This window comes from Bradyrhizobium sp. F1.13.3, from assembly GCF_040548265.1.
Taxonomy (GTDB): domain Bacteria; phylum Pseudomonadota; class Alphaproteobacteria; order Rhizobiales; family Xanthobacteraceae; genus Bradyrhizobium.
Genome location: NZ_JBEPRI010000015.1, coordinates 140786 through 160677 on the forward strand (window position 1 = coordinate 140786; position 19892 = coordinate 160677).

A 19892-nucleotide genomic window follows, 5' to 3' on the forward strand; every position below is an offset into this window, starting at 1 on the left:
TGGGTTATTTGGCTGCACCGCTCTCGCGGCGGATCTCCGAGATGCTCGCTGCGAGATCCGGCCAGGGCGGAAGGCTGGTGCGTGTCCGTCGCAGGTACGCAGCGATGCGGGCAATGTCGGCATCGCTGAGTGCGCCGCCGAAAGCGGGCATGACGACATCACGCATTCCTTCCTTGGCGCTGATGCCGCGCAGGATGACCTGGATCAGGTTGCTTGGATCGGAAAGGTGCACGGCGCTATTGAGCGCCAGATCGGGCCGTGCAGCGAGTGGCGCGTTGGTTGCGTTGTAGTGACAGGACGCGCAAGCTGCGGTGTAGAGGCGCGCGTCGGGATCGAACGGCGCGCCCTGCTTGGCCAATGCGCTGGACATCGCAAGGCTCACCGCGCCGGCGACGTATGGCAGCCGGTCTTCCGCCTTATCGAGATCGGCAAAATAGGTCGCGAGCGCGCGGATGTCAGCGTCCGGCAACGCTCCAAGCCCCTGCACGACGGGGGACATCGGCCCTGCAGCGGTTCCATGCAGCTTGCTGGTGCCGCTGCGCAGGTAGTCGTAGAGTTCCTCGTGCGTCCAGGGTGCCGGCGCGGGGTTTGCGGCCGTCAGTGGCGGCGCGACCCAGTTGTCGATCACCGCGCCGCCGTATGCGTTGCCGGACTTCTCGGCCCCCAGCAGGTTGCGCGGCGTATGGCAGGCGCCGCAATGGCTCAAGCCCTGCGCGAGATAAGCGCCGCGATTCCACTCCGCACTCTTGGTGACATCCGGCTCGAAGCGACCGGGTCGGAAAAACAGCAGCTTCCATCCCGCCTGCAGGTAGCGGATGTTAAACGGAAACGGGATGCCGTTCGGCTGCCGCGTGGCATGAACCGAAGTCCTCGTCATGAAGTAGGCGTAGAGAGCACGCACGTCAGCGTCGGAGAGCTTTGTGAAATGGTCGAAGGAGAACACGGGAAGGAGATGCGAACCGTCGCGTGACACGCCCTCATGCATGGCGCGCCTGAAGGCCGCCTCCGACCACGTGCCGATGCCGGTCTCCGGATCGGGCGTGATGTTGGTTGAATAGATCGCACCGAACGGAGTTGCCATCTCGTAACCGCCGGCGAACTTCTCGCCGCCCTTTGCGGTGTGACACGCCGCGCAATAGCCGCCGCCGGCAAGAGCTTCACCCTTCGCGACCAACTCCGGCGCGAAGCTGCCAGCGGCCGGCCGCGCGACCGGTGCGATGGCAGGTTTCCACGCCAACACGCCAAAGCCTGCAAGCACGAGACATCCGAGTGCGACGGTCGCGATGAGCAGCTTCTTAAACACGGCAAACTCCCAGAGCCTTGCTTGCGTTCAGGGCGTGCGCCTGAATCGCCAATGGGCGACCAGGCCGACCACAAGTGCGAACAGCGTGCATATGACGGCGTCGTTGCCGGCCAGCATGCTCAATCCGTGCAGATGCGCGTGTGGCGCGAGTGAGTCATGCGCCTGCGCCGGCACGCTGAAGGCGAACAGCAACGCGATGGGCTTTTTCATCCGACCACCGGATGGGACAAGTGCGGGGGATCAATCGGGATTCGATGCCGTGCCTTTGCACCATCCTCTGCGGAGTTCTCAACCACCACCTCACTGATCTGGTGGATCGGCACCACGTTAATGAAGTTGGCTATGTCTGCCCTGATTTCCTGGGCATGCGGTGCAAACGACGACTGATACGCATCGATCGAGTCACACAGCAGGTGACACATAGCGACATATGCGCCGAGAGGCGTTCCATCCTTGTCCGCAAGTCCCTTGTCGATGGCGTAGTACTTGAAGGCGGCGCCCACCCTGCTCTTGATGAGGGGGAGGTGCGTCGTGCGGTAGTAATCGTGGTCGAACCGCGTGCCCGCCTTGTTGGGATAAATCATGCTAACTTTGATCATGGTTCCTCCTGCAGAACGTCGTACGGCAGTTCAAGTGCAGCGCGCTTCGCGCAACTCGGCTGCGTCTCGCGTCATCCATTAGTTATGCCAGGCGGACCCGCGCGCGTGAGTGAAGAAAGCCAAAGAACTGCAAATCGATGCGAACCGGCGGCAACGACGCCAGTGCACAGGGCTGGGTTCTGCGATGATCGTCAGGCGGGGGTTCCCGCAACGCAGGTTTCGTGGAGATCGCTTGCGGCTGCCGTCTCGTTTGCAATCAGCGCGATCGCGTTCGCCTGGTTGACCGCACGGCGCGTCGGGCGATTGGCGACATTGGTGCGCGCGAGTTCGAGCGCCCGCCGGCCATCGTTGCCGCTGCCGGCGTAGAACTCAACGGCATGGTCCGCGAAGGCAAGCAGATGCCTCTCAAGGAGCCGATCGAAGCCGAACCGTGCGGCATCGAGCTGTCTCTCGGCCTCTTTGACCCTGCCTTGCGCAGTCAGCACATCGGCAAGGCGCCAATTGACCTCTGGATCGCGGCTCGAAAGCGCCGGCAGGAGCAATGCCTCCGCGTCGCCGGTGCGGTCTTGGCCTGCGTAGATCTCCGCCAGGTGCACACGCGCTTTCACATAGCCCGGCAAGTAAGTTACCGCGCGTCGGTACCAGAACGCCGCGAGGCCTGGGTCCGGTACTGAAACGAGCTCCCCCCACAGCATGCCGAGTTGAAAGCAGGTCCATGCCAGCGGAAACGGCGAAACGTCATCGTATGAGAAGAACGCCTGCTTATAGACAGTGTCTGCCTCGGCGAAACGCTGGAGATCAGCAAGCACAGCGCCGAGAGGCATGAGGTCTTCGAGTCGGCCGCTCGCCTTGGCGAACCCGCGGCGAGCCGCGAGCACCGCATCGAGCCCCACGCCAGTGGCCTGATCGATCGCCAACGCCTGGCGCTCGACCGCCTCGCGGGGCCCACCTGTCAGCGCGGCGCGCGCCAGGTAGCCGCGGGCATCCTCGAAGCGATGCGCTGCCGAGGCGACCTCGGCTTGAACAAGGGCCGAACGAAACGAGTCATCCGCGCGCGCGAATTGCAAGGCGAGCGTATTCAGACGGTCGAGCACGTCCAGATCACCTAAAAACTGCAATGCCAGACGCTCGCTATCAACAATCTCCTCCGCCACTCCCGGCAGCAGCGGGTCTTGCGCGAAACGAGCCCAAGCCCCGCGGCGCGCACTTTCCAGGTTGATCGCGGCGATCTCCCCGTCGGTCGCGGATGGACCCGGATGATCAAGTTCCGCGAATGCAGTCATTTCGCGGCTCCGAAACGCACCTTCAGACTTTCGAGACCCTTAAGAAACGACGAGAGCATTCTCTTCACAGCAGCGTCAGGTTGATTGTTGGCCAGAAATTGCACGCGCCAATCGGCGACGCTGCCGCCGCCCCTCGGTTTTACCTCGATCGTGCCGGTGTATTGCGAAACGGGCATTCCGGCGATGCTCGTGTAGCGAAAGAACCGCTTCCCGTCGTCAATCGCCTCAAGGCGCTCGACGATTTCCCTGCCATCGAGTGTCTGGATGTTACGGAGTTGACCGATCCCCGTGCCCGTCAGCTTGACTCTCGCGGTCAGTGGATGCCAGGTGCCGCCAAACTGCCCGATCAACGACCACACCTCATCGGGCGTTGCCGCAAGCTCAACGGATTCGGCAACAGTCTGTAGTTCCGTATTCGGCGTCGCGAAGTACGGAAAGACTTTCATGCCGGGTTTCGTCGCCCCGGTCGCGCCGCCCAGGAGGAACTCCCGATCGCAATTGACCAGCCAGGTGAGCAGGATGTCGATCGAATTCGCGTCGACCGTGCGTCCTCCTCCTGTCTGATAAGGGCGGCCGGAAAGCGTGCTCTTCTCGATCTCAAGGTGGCTTTCGTCGTTGATCGGCTTGGCCACATCGAACAGCAGAAAATCGTCGAGGAAGACGTTGGCGTTGGCGGCAAGGGCTTCAGGCGTCCAATCGGCCTTACCGTCTTGCATGTCCCAGTTTGCGAAGCTGTCCTTCAGGCGCTTCAGAAATAGTGGCTGCAGCTCTTTTTGAATCGCAAAGGGCGTCTGCTGATTCCAAAGGTCGCGTAAATCGTCACCCCCCGACAGCGCCGGGTTATTGAGCCGTATATTCGTTTGCTCGGGCCGACCGACCCAATCGATGCGGGGGATTGCAGGTGCGAGAATGCTTCGATGCTGTGGGGGTACAGTCTCCGCGATAGCGCCGAATAACGAGCCCTTTGTAGGGTCGAGCACTTGGCGCGTGTCTAACTCGATGACAATGCAGAGAACGTTGGTATGCTGCAGCAGATTCGGAAGCTTCTTGAGCTGCGCGACGTCCCAGGCGAGGTAGAAAGGGTCGGAACGCAACCCGGCGAACACGCGGATATCACCTTCCGGTGTCGGCGCCCCTGTTTCATCGTTCACCCTTAGCGACAGCTCGCGACCACCCGGCAGTCTGCAAACGCCATGCTGGATCACTTTCCCCGCGGCATCGCGCTTGAGGGTCTCGAACCGGAAGCTAAAGCGAATCTCGTCGTCAGCAGGCAGAAATCTTGCGGCGCTACCAACGCCTGCAACGCTCACACGGCGAAGGACAATTGAGTGATCGATGACGTTCGAGAAAATCGCATCTTCGCCGGCCGAAGGGAAAACATTCATGGCGAGGACGGTGCGCGCCGGGTCTTCTGGACTGGTGAACGCGAAGAGGTCGGTGATATCGGCCGCGGGGTCGCCAATCGAGCGCGGACCATCAACGTGATCGGACATCATCGGCCTCCGTTCATGTGCTCAAGTTCGCGAGCCAGTTCAAGGCACTGATGCTCGGCATGAAGAAATACTCGCCACCCTTGAGTACGTTGAACGTCTGGATGCCGCGGATGCGACGCCTGACTGGCTGCTTTGGAATGGTGAAAGTCGCCCCTTCCTCCTGCCGCCCGATGACCGGGTCGCGCTCGTCGTTGGCGCCGATGAAATCACCGTCGTTGACCCACTCTTGTTGCAGGAATTCGATGGTGGCCATCGCCTTGGCGCTGATGAACAGGAAGATGGCGCCGCGCGTCACTTCGTCATCGGCTTCGGACAATGCGTTCGGATCGTAGGGTGGTCCATACGTCGTTCCGCGTCTTATCAGGCGATGTAGGTTGACGTCGGTCAGGCGGGTGAGTTGCGTGTCCCGCGGATTCATGCGCCGAATGTGGCTTCCGAAGGGCACCTTGTAGCCGCGCCGGTCCCTCGCGTAATCGAAGTCGTTGTTGCGTTGTGGGTCCGCACCGAGTGCGGGGTCGTCGACATCCGGGGCCAGCGTCAGCGGCGCACCGCTGCGCCAACGGCCAACGAGCTTTGCGGCGACCAATTCACGTTCTTCCTCGGTGCTTCCGTTAGCCTGAAGGAACCGATTGAAGGCGCCGACACGCGACTGATATTTACGGAAGCCCACGTATGTGCCGTTGCGACCGAGGATGTCCGGTTGCGGCATCGGCAAGAGGACCCCGGTCTCACCCGGATATCCAAGGACGAACTCGCCGGCTTTGATCGGCCGTCCATAGGCCGGCGGAGACTCTCCGCCGCTGCCCTCGATCGCCGGCTGGTCGATGCCGTCCTTATAACCGAGCGAATTGAGGTCGCCGGGCTGGGCGCCAAAGTCCTGCGTGTCGAGCACGCTGACACCAGCGAAGCCCTCGTATTGCTCGCGCGCGATCGCCAGCGCCCGGTGCCGCTTTTCCTCCGTATCAGTGAATGCGCTGATGCCGATATGGACTTGACCTGTGCCGAAGGGGTTGTCCCAATTCTTCGGATCGTTGACCCCATCGTCGCCAAGGTGCTTTGCACGTGCCGCCATCCCGACGCGAAAGGTCTCCGGAAAGCTTTGCAGCGACTCTTGGGAAAGTCCGAGCGCCCTGAGTCCCCCATAGGTGATCCCGACGTCAAGCCAGGCATTGGCCGTGATTCGCGAGTCTGCGGCAGAATCGACATACGGTGTCAGCCGCCGAAGAAACGCACGGCCCGCTTGAGCATCGTCGATACGCAAGAGCACATGTGTGCCGAAGTACGGCGCCGGCCTGGGCCGCAGAACTGTCGCCTGTATTTCGTGCAACTCAAGTGTCGGCGAATGCGTCGAACGTTTCTCGCCGGCAACTTCCGTTACGGACAACATGGGAGATCCTTTCATGGGGCCGGGTCTATTCCGCCCGGACCCCAAGCGAACGATTTGACCGCTGCGGCTATCCAATCTTGTCGAGCAGTTCCTCGACGGCCTGGCCGACCTTTTCGAGCCGTCGGGTCTCCGCCCCGGTGAGATTCGGACTGTTGACGTACCAAGCCTCGGCCGCGATCTGGTGCTTGGCGATCCAGTCCGCCGCCGCCTTCGGGTTACCCATTCCGGGGAAACCCTCAAAATTGCACAGCCACAGATCCATGGCGTTCGGAATCTTCGCCGCGAAGTCGTCGATGTAGGGGTCAAAGTCGCCGTCATAGGCCGTCGCGAAGAGCAACTTTGTGTCATCGTCCACGAACACGAAGCGCATGTTATGGACCGTGCCTACCGCGTCCGCCGCCCGGAAGTTCCCGTCCAGCAACTGCAGGAAGCCACGAAGCCGTTTCGCTCCCCCTTTCACGAACGGAAGGAACACGGTGAGCTCTGAGACCTTGCCCTGCCGGGCGCCGATGCGTCCGGCGGTTTGCGCCCGCCCAGGCGCTGCCAGCGCCTCCGTGAGCATGGCGAGCCCGTTCTCCAACGCGGCTTTTCCGATCTCCGGCGCGTCGGCGTAAAGCTCGCGTAGCTTCTTGATTTTCTCCGCGACCCGATCCTGTCCGGTGGTGCGTGTCTGCTCGAGCGTAGTCATGTCTATTCTCCATGTTTTCGGTTTTGTATTGCGATTGATCTTAAGCGACCTAGTCGAGGATTGATCAAGCGCCGGCTGATTAGCGCAAGGATAAGGTGTGCGTTGCCATCGTGGGATTTCTTGTCCGCGATGGCTTCTAGTTGACCCGCATGCGTTCCTTAAGCCAGTGAAGTCCGGCAAATCGCGCCAAATTATTGCTAATGGTACTACCGGGTCGGCTGGCATTTCGTAGCCAATCAGGTACGATTCTGGGAGGCCACGCCCATGGCGCATAATGGTGGATGTTGAAGGAATAATATATTTTAGTCGCGTCGCATCCGCGCGACGCGCAAGGAGAAGCTGGAACGGCGGGCTCTCGCATCATGAGCGAGCGCGCTTACAGCAGCTAGTCTTCGCTCCGGCGGTTTTGCTCAAGAGGTATGTGCTAATGTGTCCTTGGATCGTGCCCGGCAAGCGCCCTTGGCATTTTGTGCGCCGTAGACGGCAACACGTTGCAACCGCAGAGGCTCAGAAGCGGGCCGAAAGTGCTCTGGGCCTCGGCGAGACTTTTCTCGCCGAGGCCCAGCAGCTCAGCCAAACGGGCAGTTTCGGCTGGAACGTGTCGAAGGAAGAGATCGTTTGGTCGGCGGAGACCTACCGGATTTTTGGTTGCCAGCCGGGAACCGCAGTCACCTTTGACACGGTGCTTCAGCGCGTGCACCCCGAGGACCGAATGCAAGTTCAGGCAGTCATCGATCGCGCCGCCACTAACAGGGAAGCCTTCAACATCGAGCATCGGTTGCAGATGTCGGACGGATCGGTAAAGCATCTGCATGTCGTGGCCCATGCCGTGGTGGACAAGCCGCAAAACCTGCAATTTGCGGGTGCAGTCATGGATGTCACGATGGCTAAGGAAGCCGGGCGAGCGCTCAAGCAGAGTGAGACGCGCTATCAGAATCTTTTCCAAGCGATGGCAGTGTCGTTCTTCGAACTCGATTACACCAACAGCAGGAAAATATTGCGCGCGTTGAGAGATGAGGGGGTTCACGATTTCAGGAGCCACTTCAAGAAAAACCCACGTCTGATACGTGAGATCATGCGCGCGACGTATGTCGTCGATGTCAATGATCAGACGGTCGCATTGTTCGGGAGAGGTAACAAGGAGGAGTTGCTTACGAGCGTCGAGGCGTTCTGGCCGGAAGTAAGCCTCGATGATTATGTGGAGGCGGTCCTGGCTACCCTTGCGGGCAACGATAAGTTCTCGACCGAGACACGCGTGCGCAGGCTCGATGGCACGATCTTCGATGCGCTGTTCACGCTGCGATATGTAACTGAAGACAGGACCAGAGGCCTTGCCGGTGTCATTGACATCACCGAGCGCAAGTGCGCCGAGAACGCATTGCGCGAGAACGAAGAAAGATTCCGCGACTACGCCGAAACCGCCTCCGACTGGTTTTGGGAGATGGGTCCAGACCACAAGTTAACGATGCTGACCCCGAACGCATTCGGCTCGAGCCCTTCGGCTCGGCTTGGCACCGCAGCTTGGGAGCGTGCTCTCGACCTTGACACCGAACCGGAGAAGTGGCGGGCGATCCAGGCCACGATGGATTCGCATCAGCCGTTCCGTGACTTCGTCTATCTCGCCGCCGGCGGTGAGGGTTCTCCGATGTATGTGAGGGCCAGTGGCAAGCCGGTGTTTGGCGCCGGTGGCGAATTCCTCGGCTATCGCGGCACCGGTACGGACGCGACAGCGATCATTCGCGCGCAGGAGGCACTGCGTGAAAGTGAGCGAAATTTGCGCTCGGCAATTGACGGGATACCGGGTCTGGTTGCCGTATTGGCTCCGAACGGTGACATCGAAGCCGTGAATCGTCAGATCTTCGAGTATAGCGGCCAGTCACTGGAAGAGCTGAGGCACTGGGGCACCAACGGAACGATTCATCCTGATGACCTTCCCCAACTCGCTGAAATCTTCACAAAATCGATCGCCGCCGGCATTCCCTACAGGACCGAGGCACGTGTGAGGCGCTTCGACGGCGAATATCGCTGGTTCGAGATCCGCGGCATTCCGGTCCGGGAGGGCTCTTCCGACCGAATTGTTCGCTGGTATTCGCTGCTGACTGACACCGAAGATCGCACACAAGCGTTGGCGCGGTTGCAGCAGATGCAATCTGATTTGGCCCACATGAACCGTGTGAGCACGATGGGAGAATTTGCTGCCTCGCTGTCTCATGAAATTTTACATCCGATCGCTACCGCTCGCAACAACGCGCGTGCGGGCGTGCGTTTTTTGGAAATGAATCCACCGAATCTGGGTGAGGTCAAGGAAGCGCTCGGATGTGTTGTCAGGGACGCGGACCGAGCCAGTGACATCGTCGGACGGATGCGTGATCACATCAGGAAAGCGCCACCTCGAAAGGAACGCGTTTATCTCAATGCGGCGATCAACGAAGTGCTCATATTGGCACAAAGCGTGACCCACAGGAACGGCGTTTCAGTCGAGACCCGGCTTGTGGATGGATGGCTTCCAGTTCTAGGGGATCGGATTCAGTTGCAGCAGGTCTTGCTGAACCTGATTCTGAACGCGGCTGAAGCAATGGGCTCGGTTGAGGAGAGCGCAAGAGCGGTGTTGATCAGCACCGCGCAGGACCAGGCAGGCGCCGTCGTGGCGGTACGCGATTCGGGGCCAGGCATTGATTCCGCGCATCTCGAGCGAGTCTTCGACGCCTTCTACACCACGAAGTCCAGTGGAACAGGTATGGGGCTGTCGATATGCCGCTCCATCATCCATGCTCATGGGGGCAAGCTATGGGCGGAAGCGAACGAGCCTCACGGCGCCGTATTTCAATTCACTCTGCCGGCGACCCAAGAGAACTCATGAATTGTCTTTAATCGGGTGACCGGGTTTCAGAGCCGAACGAAGGCACCGCTCCAGATCCCTGTCGTCCACGGGCTTGCTGAGGTAACAAACCACTCCGTCCCTCAGAGCGCGATCCCTGTCGACCTGATCAGGATACGCGGTAATGAGGATGGTCGGGATCGCGTACCCCAATTTGACCAGGTGTCTATGGAGTTCGACGCCGGTCATGCCAGGCATGTGGACGTCGGAGACCAGGCAGGCGGTTTCAGGGAGCAGACTCGATGCCAGGAAATCGGCTGTCGATGGAAACGCTTTGACTGGGTAGCCGATCAGCATGACAAGTTTTCGCATGGATTCGCGAAATGGCTCATCATCGTCGACAATAGATATCAATGTGCGATTCAACATTGCGTTTTCCAGGCAACTTCCTCGCTCCAGCATTCCCGCGGCACAACACTTCGCGCCCGGACGCAAGGTCCAATTCTCAGGGACATTTCCCGATAAGGCAATGCCGGCGCTCCTAAGCGATGGCTTAGGCCGCCGGCTATCTGCCTAGCCAACGGATACTGTTCATCTCGACCGATTGTGCGTAGAATGACGTTAATCCAGTGGGAAGCATTCGCTTATTTAGCGCAGAGTACCGGGGATGGGTGACGCAAATCCCAGTGTCTTGGTCATCGATGACGACACCGAGTTTCGGGATTCGGTTGCGCGGCTGTTGCGGACGGTCGGCCTGCATACCCGGGAATTTTCGTCTGTTCCCGACTTTCTCAAGGCGGATCCGCCGGAGGGCCCGAGCTGCCTAATACTCGACGTGAGAATGCCCGGGCGAAGCGGTCTTGAACTTCAACGCGATCTTGCCGCTGCAAACAGGCAGGTGCCGATCATATTCATTACGGCGCACGCCGACGTGCCAATGACCGTGCAAGCGATGAAGGGCGGTGCCATGGAGTTCCTCACGAAGCCGTTCCGTGATCAGGACCTCCTGGACGCTGTCGAGGCCGGCCTCGCTCGCGATCGTGCCCGTCGAGAGAGCGATCGGGCATTAGCTGCGCTCAGGGAGCGTTTCGACACGCTTAGTCCCCGCGAGCGTGAAGTCATGGTCTATGTCGTCGCCGGTCGCCTGAACAAGCAGATAGCCAACGATATCGGTATCGCTGAATCGACGGTGAAGGTGCATCGCACCAATCTGATGCGGAAGATAAAGGCGCGTTCGCTTCCCGAGCTCAGCAGGATGGCGGACATGCTCAATGTGAGACTACAGCAGACGTAGAGTTCTGAGCCAGGCATCCTGCCCAGTCGCTTTTGCCCGAAGGCGCTCGGTATGCACGCAAATTTGCGCGCAGATGGCCATCTGGCACGGTCGCCCCCAGCGCTGACCGTTGTACCCTTACCTGCTCATTCAGCCAACGAATGAAGCACGAGGTTAGAGGTCTGGCCGCCGGCGTTGATCCTAAGCGATCGCTTAGCATGGACAACCATAAGCGAACCTCACACCGCCCTACGCGCAATGGACTGCGGTGCCCTAAGCCTACAAACTCCGCCTCACTAGGATTTGTCAGGACTTAGCCTTCCTCACGCACACGAGATTGCCATGCGCGCATCAGGATCCACTACGGATTTCGAAAACTTGCCCTGGACCCACGGGCCAGCTGCGGCGCCTGAGAAGAGACGCGCCGTTCAAACTGCGGAAACAAGCAAACCATTCTTCGAATCGGCCGGCGCCACGCCCCCCAGGATTTCGTTCGGACCATTCTGCCTGCTTCCGACGCAGTTTCTCTTGCGGGAGGGCGACAGACCCGTAGCTGTCGGAAGCCGGGCTCTGGAAATCCTGATCGCCTTACTTGAACGACGCGGTGAATTGGTCAGCAAACAGGATTTGATGGCTAGGGTTTGGCCCAACATCTTCGTCGAGCCTGCCAATCTCACGGTCCATATGTCAGCGCTGCGTCGCGCGCTGCGTGACGGCCGGGACGGGCATCGGTTCATCGTCAACATCCCCGGACGCGGCTACTGCTTTGTCGCGTCCGTCGATGTGTCGGGACACGAGAACTGAGCACAACTGGCAAGGCATCCGCAAAGGCACCAACATGGTCGCGACGATAGCAGATCAGCCGTTCACGGTAGCGAGGATTCCCGTCAGCTCCTGGAGCTTCGCCATCCGCGTCTGGCTGGCTACGGTCCTGGCCTTGTTCGTCAGCTTCTGGCTACAGCTTGAAGCGCCGGCGTCGGCCGCGCTTACCGTTGCAGTTCTTGCCGAGCCAACCCGCGGCCAGGCGCTGGAGAAGGCAGGTTTCCGATTGCTCGCCACGCTGGTTGGCGTGGCAGCGTCAATCGCGATCACCGGTCTGTTCTCGCAGGCGCGAGATCTGATCCTCGCGGCGTTTGCAGTGTGGCTTGGCATTTGCGTCTTTGCCGCGAAACTTTTCGACGGCTATCGGGCCTATGCGGCCGTGCTGTCCGGCTACACGGTAGCACTTATTGCGACACAGCAGATCGATAACCCCCAGCACGTTTTTGAATCCAGCATGGCGCGTGGCGCCGCAATCGCGGTTGGCATTCTTTCGATCGCAATGGTAAATACGCTGGTATTTGCTCCCGACCGTCAACCGCGGCTGGGAGCGCAGCTGGCCGCGCTTCATCGCCGCGTTCGTGCGTATGCAAGCGCAACCCTCCGCGGTGGACCAGGCAGCCCGACTACATTCCTGACGCTGCTGCTGGAAATCGTGGCGCTCCGGCCGGAGATCGCAAGCGTAGCTCTGGAGTCGAGCAGTGGATCCGTCAGGAGCGCTGCCGCCCGCAGTGCTGCGGTCGCGCTGGTCGCCGAATTGCAGGTTGCGCGGACTAAACGGGGTCTTGAGAGCGAAACTTCGGAATGGGCGGCGCGGGAATTACTGCACCGGGATGACGAGGTCCGCAGGAATCTACTAGCCCTGAGGTTGGCGAGGTGGCCGCTGCGGGTCTGGCGCGCGCCCTTGTATCGGTCCTTTGGATCGGCGGCCGAAAGCGGGGTCCGCGCCGCCGCATGGTTTGCAATCGCCTCCACGTTCTACATTTGGGCCGGGTGGCCTGCGACGAGCGTTTCGCTGTCTTTCGTGGCCCTGATTGCCGCATTGGGGAACACGACTCCGAATCCGCGCGGCTTCACCGCTCTCGGCCTTGTTGGTACGCCGATCGCAGCTGTCCTGGCCGGCACACTCGAGTTCATCATCCTCGATGGCGCCGACGCCTTTCCGGCGCTGGCCATCGGTCTTGCTCCTTTCACGGTGGGCGCAGCACTCCTCCTGACCTCCAAAAACCTTCTGTGGTCATCCCTTGGCCGCATCAATCTGCCCTTCATCACCATGATCCTGGCGCCGAGTAATCCGCAGACTTACAATCCGCAGGCCTTCCTGTTCACCTCTCTGTTCGTCATCGTGGCAGCGACGCTGCTGTTTGCAGCACAGACGCTGATTCCGCCCGTCTCCGATGAAAAACGCAGGATGCGGCTGCTCGCGGAGGCTCGCAGCGAGCTGCATGGACCGGTCCACCCGAAGCGAGAAGCTGCGGAGGAAGCAGCGTTCCGGGACGCCTCGCGAATCGGGCAGTTTCTCGGCGCTGGAGGAGCGCAGGACAGTCGCGCCCTCGCGGAAATGGTCTCCTGCTTCGACAAGTCGTCGATGCTGCGGCTTTGCGATACGAAGTTGATGGAGTTGACCGATGGGCCACTTGCATCGCTGGTGGACGAAGCACGCGCAGCGATTGCCGGGCGGGATACCGCCGCCTTGCGCGCCATTGCACCCAGGTTTTGTGAACAAGCTCCGCAGAACGGCTCGATCGAGGCAGATGTTGCTGCGTGCCTTGTGATGACAAGCAACATCCTCGACGGGGGCAGTGGCGCCGATGCCATTGGGAAGGCAGCCTGATGGCACAGACTTTTTCAGAGCTGGTCGTCGGGGGCGTCCTGCTGGCGCCGTTTGTAACCTTTCTGGTGATGACTCTTATCGTCATCATAGTTCTGCGACCGCTTCTGCATGTCGTCGGCTTTGCGAAGATGTTCAGTCACGCCTCGATCGCAGAGTTGAGTCTGGGCGTAATCATTCTGAGCTTATTGATGCTGCTATTATAGAGGAGGTGGTGATGGATGCGGCCGTTCATGATGAGACTATTCAGCAAGACAAGGTGCAGGCAATCGTCGCGCGCCCGTCGCAGATTGTCGATGACGCACCCCGCCCGGGCGGCGAAATCGACAACGTTGCGCGAAGAGTATTGGAGAGTGATCCAGGTAAGACCTTCTCTCCCTCAGGAGCGTCCATGGTGCGGAGGCGAGGCGGCACTCTGCGAACCGCACGGTTTCTACTGCGCAAGGTGGCGACTACCGCTATCGCAGTCGTTGCGGTGCTGGTCGCTCTCGTCGCCTGGGATCGCTATAACGCCGGGCCCTGGACACGGGATGGGCGCGTGCGAGTTCATGTTGCAAGTGTAGCGCCGCAGATTTCCGGTCAAATCAAGGAACTACGAATTGTAGACAACCAATTCATCCACAAGGGGGATATTTTGTATGTCATCGAGCCATTCGACTTCGAGGTCGCGCTCCGTGCACACAAAGCGACATTGCAGCAAAAGACAGCCGATCTGAACGTGAAGCAATTGCAGTCCGAGCGACGGAACCGCTTATCAGAACTATCTACTTCCGTTGAACAGAAGCAAGTCTATGAGGGAAGTGCGCTTCAGGCGAAAGCGGCCGTAGACGTGGCTCAAGAGCAAGTATCACAGGGGGAGATCAACCTGCAGCGCACTGAAGTGCGCAGTCCGGTGAATGGAATCGTTACAAATCTCTTGCTGCGAGAGGGCGACTACGCGCATCAAGGTGCCACCAATGTCTCGATAATCGATGCGGATAGCTATTGGATCGATGGCTATTTTGAGGAAACGAAGCTGGCACGGTTGTGCGTAGGCGACCGCGCCGAGGCAAAACTAATGGGCTACTCAGCGTCAATCATAGGCCACATCGCAACAGTGACGCGTGGCATCAGCGTATCCAACGCAGCGGCTGCGACGCAAGGGTTACCCAACGTAGATCCGGTCTACACTTGGGTACGCTTGGCGCAACGTGTGCCGGTCCGGATTGCGATCGACAATGTGCCGGCGGGCGTGCCGCTGGTGTCGGGCTTGACCGCAACCGTCACGATCCGAAACGGCAAGGGCGGCGCGGGCGAAACGCTCTTGCAACGAGTTCGGGCGGAAGTCGAGACGACTTTCTTTGGATTGATAGGCGGAGCTCGGGCGCGGCCGGGCTGCATTCCCAGTCCCTCGTCTCCATAGCGGTAGAACGCGGTTATTAGCTGGAAGTACAGGCGACCGTCGATTGAGTTTGGTGCCGCCGCTCGCTGAGAGGCGGTGGCCCCTCGCATCAGAATCCTTGTTCCTCCGTCCTAAGCCAAGGGTTATGTGCGGCAACCACAAGCCGTACTCGGAACGACTCCCGTACAATAGAATGTAGGCCAGCAGAACTGTAATTCTTCTTACAACAACTCTCTCTGTGGAGTTCGCTCATGAGGAGAATCGCCGTTCTCATCGCGTCCGCCGCGATCAACGTCTCCGCGATTCCTGCGGTTGCTGCGGGATGTACGTCGATCAAGGACATCGACACCTCTCGTTCGCGCTGGGAGATGGTGCGCAGCCAGCCGGCCAAAGAGGCGGATAAGGAGAAGATCTGCCGTACCTACGCTACCTTGTTCTATGAGGCGGTGACGCTTCGGCAGGTCGCGACAGCGTGCACTCCCAGCGAGCGAAATCTCGCCGTGCTTGATTCCGAAATCAACGCTTTCAATAACCTCATGGCCACGAAGTGTGGCGGTTGACGGCTAGGCGAATGGCACGAGGTGCACAAATGTTCCTGCTCCCCCTGATGAACCTCTGGATGTGGTTTCGCATCCTCGAAGCGTCACCGAATCTGGCTTTCGTACCGCACCGTCGACGACGCCAGCAGCGACGAGGTCTGTTGGCTACACGTCCATTTGAAGGAGGTTGAACATGACCCAGGTATATTTCCACTGCTCCAACACGAAGAAGGTATTCCTCGATCACCGGGGGGCCGTGGTCGACGATCTCGTTGAGGCGCGCGATCATGCGACCCGCCTCGTGCAATCCTTCACCAGCGAGCGCAGCTTTGAGGATTGGCGTGACTGGGTCCTGCATGTCAGCGACGATCAGGGCGATGAGCTCTTCATTGTGCCCTTCACTTTCGTGCTCGGCAAGCCGAATTGACATTGTATCGATCGACATCAGTGTGCTTGAGGCACTGTGTACGCATTCTCCACGATTTGCTGAGATTTGGATTGCTTCACTCGCACCGACAGTCCTTGTCGGGTACCAATTGCCTTGCGGAAGCGGACAACTCCGCAAGTGCTTGGCCCCGGCGCTCCTCCCTCCGTCGTGGCTTTCTGCGGCCGGTCCTTTCCCCCTCCTGAGGACCGGCCGCCCTTTGGGCCTGATAGGAGACGATTCCAAATCGAGCTCGTGACCAGTGATCATTTAGCAACTCGAAGAGAGCCAAGTCATGTTAACGATCAAGCCCCCCAATAAAGTCTGGACCGGCGAAGTCGCGGCCGGAAAACGCGATTTATGGTCTTCCATTGGCCGCGGGTTTCGCAGCCGTTGCCCACGTTGCGGCCAAGGCAACTTGTTCCAAGCTTTCCTGAAAGTCGACGATCGTTGCTCCGTGTGCGGGCTCGATTTTACACCGCATCGCGCTGACGATCTGCCGGCTTACCTCGTGATCGCCATCGTGGGACATATCGTGGTTCCTGCCGCGCTTCTGATCGAGACCGACTACTCGCCCCCGGTAGGGCTGCAGCTTGCGATCTACTTGCCGCTGACGGTGCTGATGTCGCTGGCCCTGCTGCAACCGGTGAAGGGCGCGGTCGTAGGGCTGCAATGGGCGCTGGGCATGCACGGCTTTGACGGCAATGCCCCCTGAGGGAATTCCACCGACTTAGGCTCCTCCGGCCTGACGAAAAGCAGCCAATACGATGGAAACCTTCGCGCAAAAAAGCCGGCGCTCTGATCTGGAACGCCAGGTCGGACAATTTCAGGGAGTTGATCCGTGATCCATAATCATTACTTCTCCTCCGCGCTTGTTCGCCTGCACGCGGAACGACGCTACCGCGTATTCGCGGATCTCGAGCGCATCGCCGGTCGTTTTCCGCACGCAACATGGCATTCGCCGGGCGGCCCCCGCCCGGTCGTGATCTGGTGCTCGAACGATTACCTTGGTATGGGCCAGCACCCGAAGGTGATCGGCGCCATGGTGGAAACCGCGACCCGCATGGGTGCTGGTGCGGGCGGCACCCGCAACATTTCCGGCACCAACCACCCGCTGGTCGAGCTGGAGCGCGAACTCGTCGACCTGCACGGCAAGGAAGCGGCGCTGGTCTTCACCTCGGGCTATGTCTCCAATGAGACCGGCATCGCGACGATCGCCAGACTGCTGCCAAACTGCGTGATCTTGTCGGATGCCTGGAACCACAATTCAATTATTGAGGGCGTGCGTCGTGCCGGCGTGGAAAAGAAGATCTGGCGCCATAATGACGTCGCTCACCTCGAAGAATTGCTGGCGGCGGAGGCACCCGATAGGCCGAAGCTGATCATATTCGAGGCTCTCTACTCGATGGACGGCGACATCGCGCCGGTGAACCGCATCTGCGACCTCGCGGAGCGCTACGGCGCCATGACCTACATCGACGAGGTGCATTCGGCCGGCATGTACGGCCCGGCCGGCGCCGGCATCGCCGCGCGGGAAGGGGCCTTGCACCGCATCGACGTCATCGAGGGCACGCTGGCGAAAGCGTTCGGCTGCCTGGGCGGTTACATCGCGGGAAGTGCCAGCGTTATCGATGCGGTGCGCTCCTACGCGCCAGGATTCATTTTTACCACTGCTCTACCACCGGCGATTTGTGCCGCAGCCACCGCGGCGATCCGGCATCTCAAGGTTTCGCAATGGGAGCGCGACCGCCATCAGGAGCGCGCGTCGCGAGTAAAGTCGGTGCTCAATGCAGCAGGGCTGCAGGTAATGCCGAGTGAGACGCACATTATACCGATGATGGTGGGTGATCCGGAGAAGTGCAAGGAAGCAAGCGATCTCCTGCTCGCCGAGCACGGCATCTATGTCCAGCCGATCAACTATCCGACCGTTCCGCGCGGCACCGAACGGCTGCGCATCACGCCGACGCCCTATCATGATGACGCACAGGTCGACGCGCTCGCTGAAGCGCTAGTCGATGTATGGGGCCGCGTCCAATTGCCGCTTCGACACCGCGCCCTCGCGGCAGAGTGATCAGCAACGCATGCCGCATCGGGTATGCGCCGCACTGAGATCGACAAGCCGATCTGAGGGAACGGTTTTAACCAACCGAATGACCAAACACTAGGAGCTTACAATGAAAAACTTTCTCGCATGTGCGATCGCCGCGAGTTGCCTGATCGCCTTCGTACCGGTCGCACAAGCTCGCTCTGCGTACGATGGGTCTTGGGACCTTCTCTTCGTGACGCAAAGAGGGGCGTGCGATCCGACCTATAGTTTTTTCGTCAACATCACTGACGGTGCCATCACGCATCCCAACCTCGTGAGGTTCAGGGGCCATGTGGCGAGCTCGGGCGCCGTCCACGCCTCGGTGACCGTTCCGGACAAATATGCGTCCGGCACAGGCCGGCTCTCGCGCAATTCCGGTCGCGGGACATGGAGCGGCTATTCGGGAAGCGCGCGTTGCTCGGGCTACTGGACCGCCCAGCGGAACTGACGCGACGACCGCCGGAGTCGTGAGCCTGTCGATGTTCGTCGTCAATGAGCTGGTCGACGAAAGCCATTGCTGCGCCTGTTCATCGAGTGCAATTTCGGGCTCGGCACCGGCTTTGTCCGTTGGCCGTGGTTCCGTCCCCGCTGATTGCGCGGAATGGGATGGGTAGTTTGGCCGGTCGACCGCACAATCCCGAAAAGTTCAGCTGGTCGCTTGGGCAAGAGAAAGGCCGGCGGGCGCTACGCCGCCGACCTTGTCTTGCAACTGCCGGCTCGGGGTCCGGTTCCGTCGCTCCCTTGCCATCTCAATCGACAATCTCCAGGGCGGAAACCTCCAAGTGCGCTCGCACTTCCATTCTGACCTCTGCTCACGCTCCTTGGATGGAGATTCGGGGTTGGATTCTGCTGGTTGGCGCCGCCCTTTGCATCGCATTAGTGGCTGTGCTGACCGGTTCGGCGCATGCCGGCGTCGTTCTCGAGGAACGCAAATTGCCGATGATGTTCAGCTGGGTCTCTTGCCAGCCGAATTGCGGCGGCTGGGTTAGCGCGGTCGGCCTCGTAACAGCAAATACTCCGGGAGATTTCGATGAATTCGCGCGTGGCCGACAGCTCCGCGGCACGACCATCGTGCTGGACTCCAGTGGCGGTTCCGTCAACGACGCGATCGCGCTTGGACGCCGCTGGCGCAATCTTGGGGCGCTGACCACGGTCGGCACCAGCGTGCAGACCAATACCGCGCAGGAGGCTCCTGCCGACATGGCGTTGGGGGCATATTGCGAATCGATGTGCGTGTTCCTACTTTTAGCGGGTAGGACGCGTTCCGTTCCCGACGGTGCCCATGTTAGGGTGCACCAGATCTGGATGGGCGACCGCGCCAATGACGCCAAGGCTGCGACCTACAGCGCAGATGATCTAACGATCGTGGAACGCGATATCGGGCGTCTCGCCAAATACACGTTCGACATGGGCGGCACCGGTGATCTGCTGTCGCTCTCGCTGAACGTGCCGCCGTGGCAGGATCTGTGCGAACTATCTCGCGAAGAATTGCGGCTGACCAATCTCGTCAACACGGATATGATTGCGCAGCCGGGCAGCCCCGCGCTGGTCGAGCTGACGGCCGAACCGGTGCAGGATCACTTCGTAAGCAGCGCGGTTGAGACTGAGACAAACCCAGCGTCGGCGAAGTCGACTGGGTCGGTTGAAGCTATGGGCGGACGGGTGAGGTAACGGTGGTAGGGACCCCGCGTGGGCAGGAGTAGCGGGTAGAGCTCTCTGAGATCATTAGGCCGGCCGCCGGTACACGCTGCCGAGGGTGGAAAGCTTGATCAAACGGCATTGGCTCAGGTTAGAAGATGGAGAGTAGTTCTACACGATCTAAACGCATGAGGTAGCCGTGGACACGTTGCTCGCTCACATCCTGGAAGCGCATGGCGGTCTAGATCGCTGGGGGCAACACAGCAAAGTTGAGGCCACCATCGTCACCGGTGGCGGCCTATTTCCGCTGAAAGGCTTGATACAGGATCG

19 protein-coding genes and 1 pseudogene are annotated in these 19892 nt (G+C 60.1%); 12 read left to right on the forward strand and 8 right to left on the reverse strand.

The window, feature by feature from the left end:
- Positions 1 to 4: 4 nt before the first annotated feature.
- The 7 genes from ABIB66_RS32715 to ABIB66_RS32745 form a co-directional block, all read right to left on the reverse strand.
- Positions 5 to 1303 carry a c-type cytochrome gene (locus tag ABIB66_RS32715; protein WP_354257294.1) on the reverse strand — a complete coding sequence of 433 codons (1299 nt, stop codon included), beginning with the start codon at positions 1301 to 1303 and terminating at the stop codon, positions 5 to 7.
- 27 nt (positions 1304 to 1330) lie between these two features.
- Entirely contained in the window at positions 1331 to 1513 is a 183-nt protein-coding gene (locus tag ABIB66_RS32720) for a hypothetical protein (RefSeq protein WP_354257297.1), read from the reverse strand.
- Positions 1510 to 1902: an EthD family reductase gene (locus ABIB66_RS32725; RefSeq protein WP_354257300.1), complete on the reverse strand. Its 393-nt coding sequence runs from the start codon at positions 1900 to 1902 to the stop codon at positions 1510 to 1512. Before ABIB66_RS32725 ends, ABIB66_RS32720 begins: the two co-directional genes overlap by 4 nt.
- A 191-nt stretch (positions 1903 to 2093) precedes the next feature.
- Positions 2094 to 3185 (reverse strand): tetratricopeptide repeat protein, encoded by a 1092-nt coding sequence (locus tag ABIB66_RS32730; RefSeq protein ID WP_354257303.1) that lies wholly within the window; start codon positions 3183 to 3185, stop codon positions 2094 to 2096.
- Positions 3182 to 4678: a DUF4331 family protein gene (locus tag ABIB66_RS32735; RefSeq protein ID WP_354257306.1), complete on the reverse strand. Its 1497-nt coding sequence runs from the start codon at positions 4676 to 4678 to the stop codon at positions 3182 to 3184. The genes ABIB66_RS32730 and ABIB66_RS32735 overlap by 4 nt, the downstream gene beginning before the upstream one ends.
- A gap of 13 nt (positions 4679 to 4691) precedes the next feature.
- Positions 4692 to 6065: a Dyp-type peroxidase gene (locus tag ABIB66_RS32740; RefSeq protein WP_354257309.1), complete on the reverse strand. Its 1374-nt coding sequence runs from the start codon at positions 6063 to 6065 to the stop codon at positions 4692 to 4694.
- A gap of 67 nt (positions 6066 to 6132) precedes the next feature.
- On the reverse strand, positions 6133 to 6753 hold the full coding sequence (locus ABIB66_RS32745; RefSeq protein ID WP_354257313.1) for a hypothetical protein: 621 nt from the start codon (positions 6751 to 6753) through the stop codon (positions 6133 to 6135).
- 427 nt (positions 6754 to 7180) lie between these two features.
- Here ABIB66_RS32745 and ABIB66_RS32750 point away from each other — a divergent pair, with 427 nt between their 5' ends.
- Complete coding sequence (locus ABIB66_RS32750; protein ID WP_354257316.1) at positions 7181 to 9613, forward strand: PAS domain-containing sensor histidine kinase; 2433 nt, start codon at positions 7181 to 7183, stop codon at positions 9611 to 9613.
- Here the strand turns inward: ABIB66_RS32750 and ABIB66_RS32755 are convergent.
- Positions 9608 to 10000 carry a response regulator transcription factor gene (locus ABIB66_RS32755; RefSeq protein ID WP_354257319.1) on the reverse strand — a complete coding sequence of 131 codons (393 nt, stop codon included), beginning with the start codon at positions 9998 to 10000 and terminating at the stop codon, positions 9608 to 9610. The genes ABIB66_RS32750 and ABIB66_RS32755 overlap by 6 nt on opposite strands.
- Before the next feature lie 238 nt (positions 10001 to 10238).
- Here ABIB66_RS32755 and ABIB66_RS32760 point away from each other — a divergent pair, with 238 nt between their 5' ends.
- The 11 genes and pseudogenes from ABIB66_RS32760 (at position 10239) to ABIB66_RS32810 (ending at position 19595) form a co-directional block, all read left to right on the forward strand.
- A complete protein-coding gene (locus tag ABIB66_RS32760) occupies positions 10239 to 10865 on the forward strand; it encodes a response regulator transcription factor (protein ID WP_354257322.1) in 627 nt (208 codons plus the stop codon).
- Between the two features lie 321 nt (positions 10866 to 11186).
- Positions 11187 to 11648, forward strand: a complete 462-nt coding sequence (locus ABIB66_RS32765; protein ID WP_354257325.1) for a winged helix-turn-helix domain-containing protein — start codon at positions 11187 to 11189, stop codon at positions 11646 to 11648.
- Between the two features lie 34 nt (positions 11649 to 11682).
- Positions 11683 to 13497, forward strand: coding sequence for an FUSC family protein (locus ABIB66_RS32770; protein WP_354257329.1), 1815 nt, complete (start codon positions 11683 to 11685; stop codon positions 13495 to 13497).
- Positions 13497 to 13700 (forward strand): DUF1656 domain-containing protein, encoded by a 204-nt coding sequence (locus ABIB66_RS32775; RefSeq protein WP_354257332.1) that lies wholly within the window; start codon positions 13497 to 13499, stop codon positions 13698 to 13700. The genes ABIB66_RS32770 and ABIB66_RS32775 overlap by 1 nt, the downstream gene beginning before the upstream one ends.
- Positions 13701 to 13711: 11 nt before the next feature.
- Positions 13712 to 14896: an HlyD family secretion protein gene (locus ABIB66_RS32780; RefSeq protein ID WP_502918339.1), complete on the forward strand. Its 1185-nt coding sequence runs from the start codon at positions 13712 to 13714 to the stop codon at positions 14894 to 14896.
- Positions 14897 to 15126: 230 nt separating this feature from the next.
- Positions 15127 to 15435, forward strand: coding sequence for a hypothetical protein (locus ABIB66_RS32785; protein ID WP_354257335.1), 309 nt, complete (start codon positions 15127 to 15129; stop codon positions 15433 to 15435).
- A gap of 172 nt (positions 15436 to 15607) precedes the next feature.
- Positions 15608 to 15841 carry a DUF6894 family protein gene (locus tag ABIB66_RS32790; protein ID WP_354257338.1) on the forward strand — a complete coding sequence of 78 codons (234 nt, stop codon included), beginning with the start codon at positions 15608 to 15610 and terminating at the stop codon, positions 15839 to 15841.
- 292 nt (positions 15842 to 16133) lie between these two features.
- Positions 16134 to 16572, forward strand: a pseudogene (locus tag ABIB66_RS32795) (DUF983 domain-containing protein).
- A gap of 107 nt (positions 16573 to 16679) precedes the next feature.
- Positions 16680 to 17909, forward strand: coding sequence for a 5-aminolevulinate synthase (gene hemA / locus ABIB66_RS32800; RefSeq protein ID WP_354257341.1), 1230 nt, complete (start codon positions 16680 to 16682; stop codon positions 17907 to 17909).
- A 103-nt stretch (positions 17910 to 18012) separates the two neighbouring features.
- Complete coding sequence (locus ABIB66_RS32805) at positions 18013 to 18372, forward strand: hypothetical protein (protein WP_354257344.1); 360 nt, start codon at positions 18013 to 18015, stop codon at positions 18370 to 18372.
- A 377-nt stretch (positions 18373 to 18749) separates the two neighbouring features.
- Positions 18750 to 19595: a COG3904 family protein gene (locus ABIB66_RS32810; RefSeq protein WP_354257454.1), complete on the forward strand. Its 846-nt coding sequence runs from the start codon at positions 18750 to 18752 to the stop codon at positions 19593 to 19595.
- Positions 19596 to 19892 lie beyond the last annotated feature (297 nt).

What these genes read in the sequence shown, in the direction of transcription:
- ABIB66_RS32740 (WP_354257309.1), bottom strand. Translation starts at nt 6,065, where the DNA reads ATGTTGTCCGTAACGGAAGTTGCCGGCGAGAAACGTTCGACGCATTCG.
- ABIB66_RS32780 (WP_502918339.1), top strand. Translation starts at nt 13,712, where the DNA reads ATGGATGCGGCCGTTCATGATGAGACTATTCAGCAAGACAAGGTGCAG.
- ABIB66_RS32755 (WP_354257319.1), bottom strand. Translation starts at nt 10,000, where the DNA reads ATGTTGAATCGCACATTGATATCTATTGTCGACGATGATGAGCCATTT.
- ABIB66_RS32720 (WP_354257297.1), bottom strand. Translation starts at nt 1,513, where the DNA reads ATGAAAAAGCCCATCGCGTTGCTGTTCGCCTTCAGCGTGCCGGCGCAG.
- ABIB66_RS32790 (WP_354257338.1), top strand. Translation starts at nt 15,608, where the DNA reads ATGACCCAGGTATATTTCCACTGCTCCAACACGAAGAAGGTATTCCTC.
- ABIB66_RS32785 (WP_354257335.1), top strand. Translation starts at nt 15,127, where the DNA reads ATGAGGAGAATCGCCGTTCTCATCGCGTCCGCCGCGATCAACGTCTCC.
- ABIB66_RS32745 (WP_354257313.1), bottom strand. Translation starts at nt 6,753, where the DNA reads ATGACTACGCTCGAGCAGACACGCACCACCGGACAGGATCGGGTCGCG.
- ABIB66_RS32730 (WP_354257303.1), bottom strand. Translation starts at nt 3,185, where the DNA reads ATGACTGCATTCGCGGAACTTGATCATCCGGGTCCATCCGCGACCGAC.
- ABIB66_RS32770 (WP_354257329.1), top strand. Translation starts at nt 11,683, where the DNA reads ATGGTCGCGACGATAGCAGATCAGCCGTTCACGGTAGCGAGGATTCCC.
- ABIB66_RS32735 (WP_354257306.1), bottom strand. Translation starts at nt 4,678, where the DNA reads ATGTCCGATCACGTTGATGGTCCGCGCTCGATTGGCGACCCCGCGGCC.
- ABIB66_RS32760 (WP_354257322.1), top strand. Translation starts at nt 10,239, where the DNA reads ATGGGTGACGCAAATCCCAGTGTCTTGGTCATCGATGACGACACCGAG.
- ABIB66_RS32775 (WP_354257332.1), top strand. Translation starts at nt 13,497, where the DNA reads ATGGCACAGACTTTTTCAGAGCTGGTCGTCGGGGGCGTCCTGCTGGCG.
- ABIB66_RS32765 (WP_354257325.1), top strand. Translation starts at nt 11,187, where the DNA reads ATGCGCGCATCAGGATCCACTACGGATTTCGAAAACTTGCCCTGGACC.
- ABIB66_RS32810 (WP_354257454.1), top strand. Translation starts at nt 18,750, where the DNA reads ATGGAGATTCGGGGTTGGATTCTGCTGGTTGGCGCCGCCCTTTGCATC.
- ABIB66_RS32750 (WP_354257316.1), top strand. Translation starts at nt 7,181, where the DNA reads ATGTGTCCTTGGATCGTGCCCGGCAAGCGCCCTTGGCATTTTGTGCGC.
- ABIB66_RS32805 (WP_354257344.1), top strand. Translation starts at nt 18,013, where the DNA reads ATGAAAAACTTTCTCGCATGTGCGATCGCCGCGAGTTGCCTGATCGCC.
- ABIB66_RS32725 (WP_354257300.1), bottom strand. Translation starts at nt 1,902, where the DNA reads ATGATCAAAGTTAGCATGATTTATCCCAACAAGGCGGGCACGCGGTTC.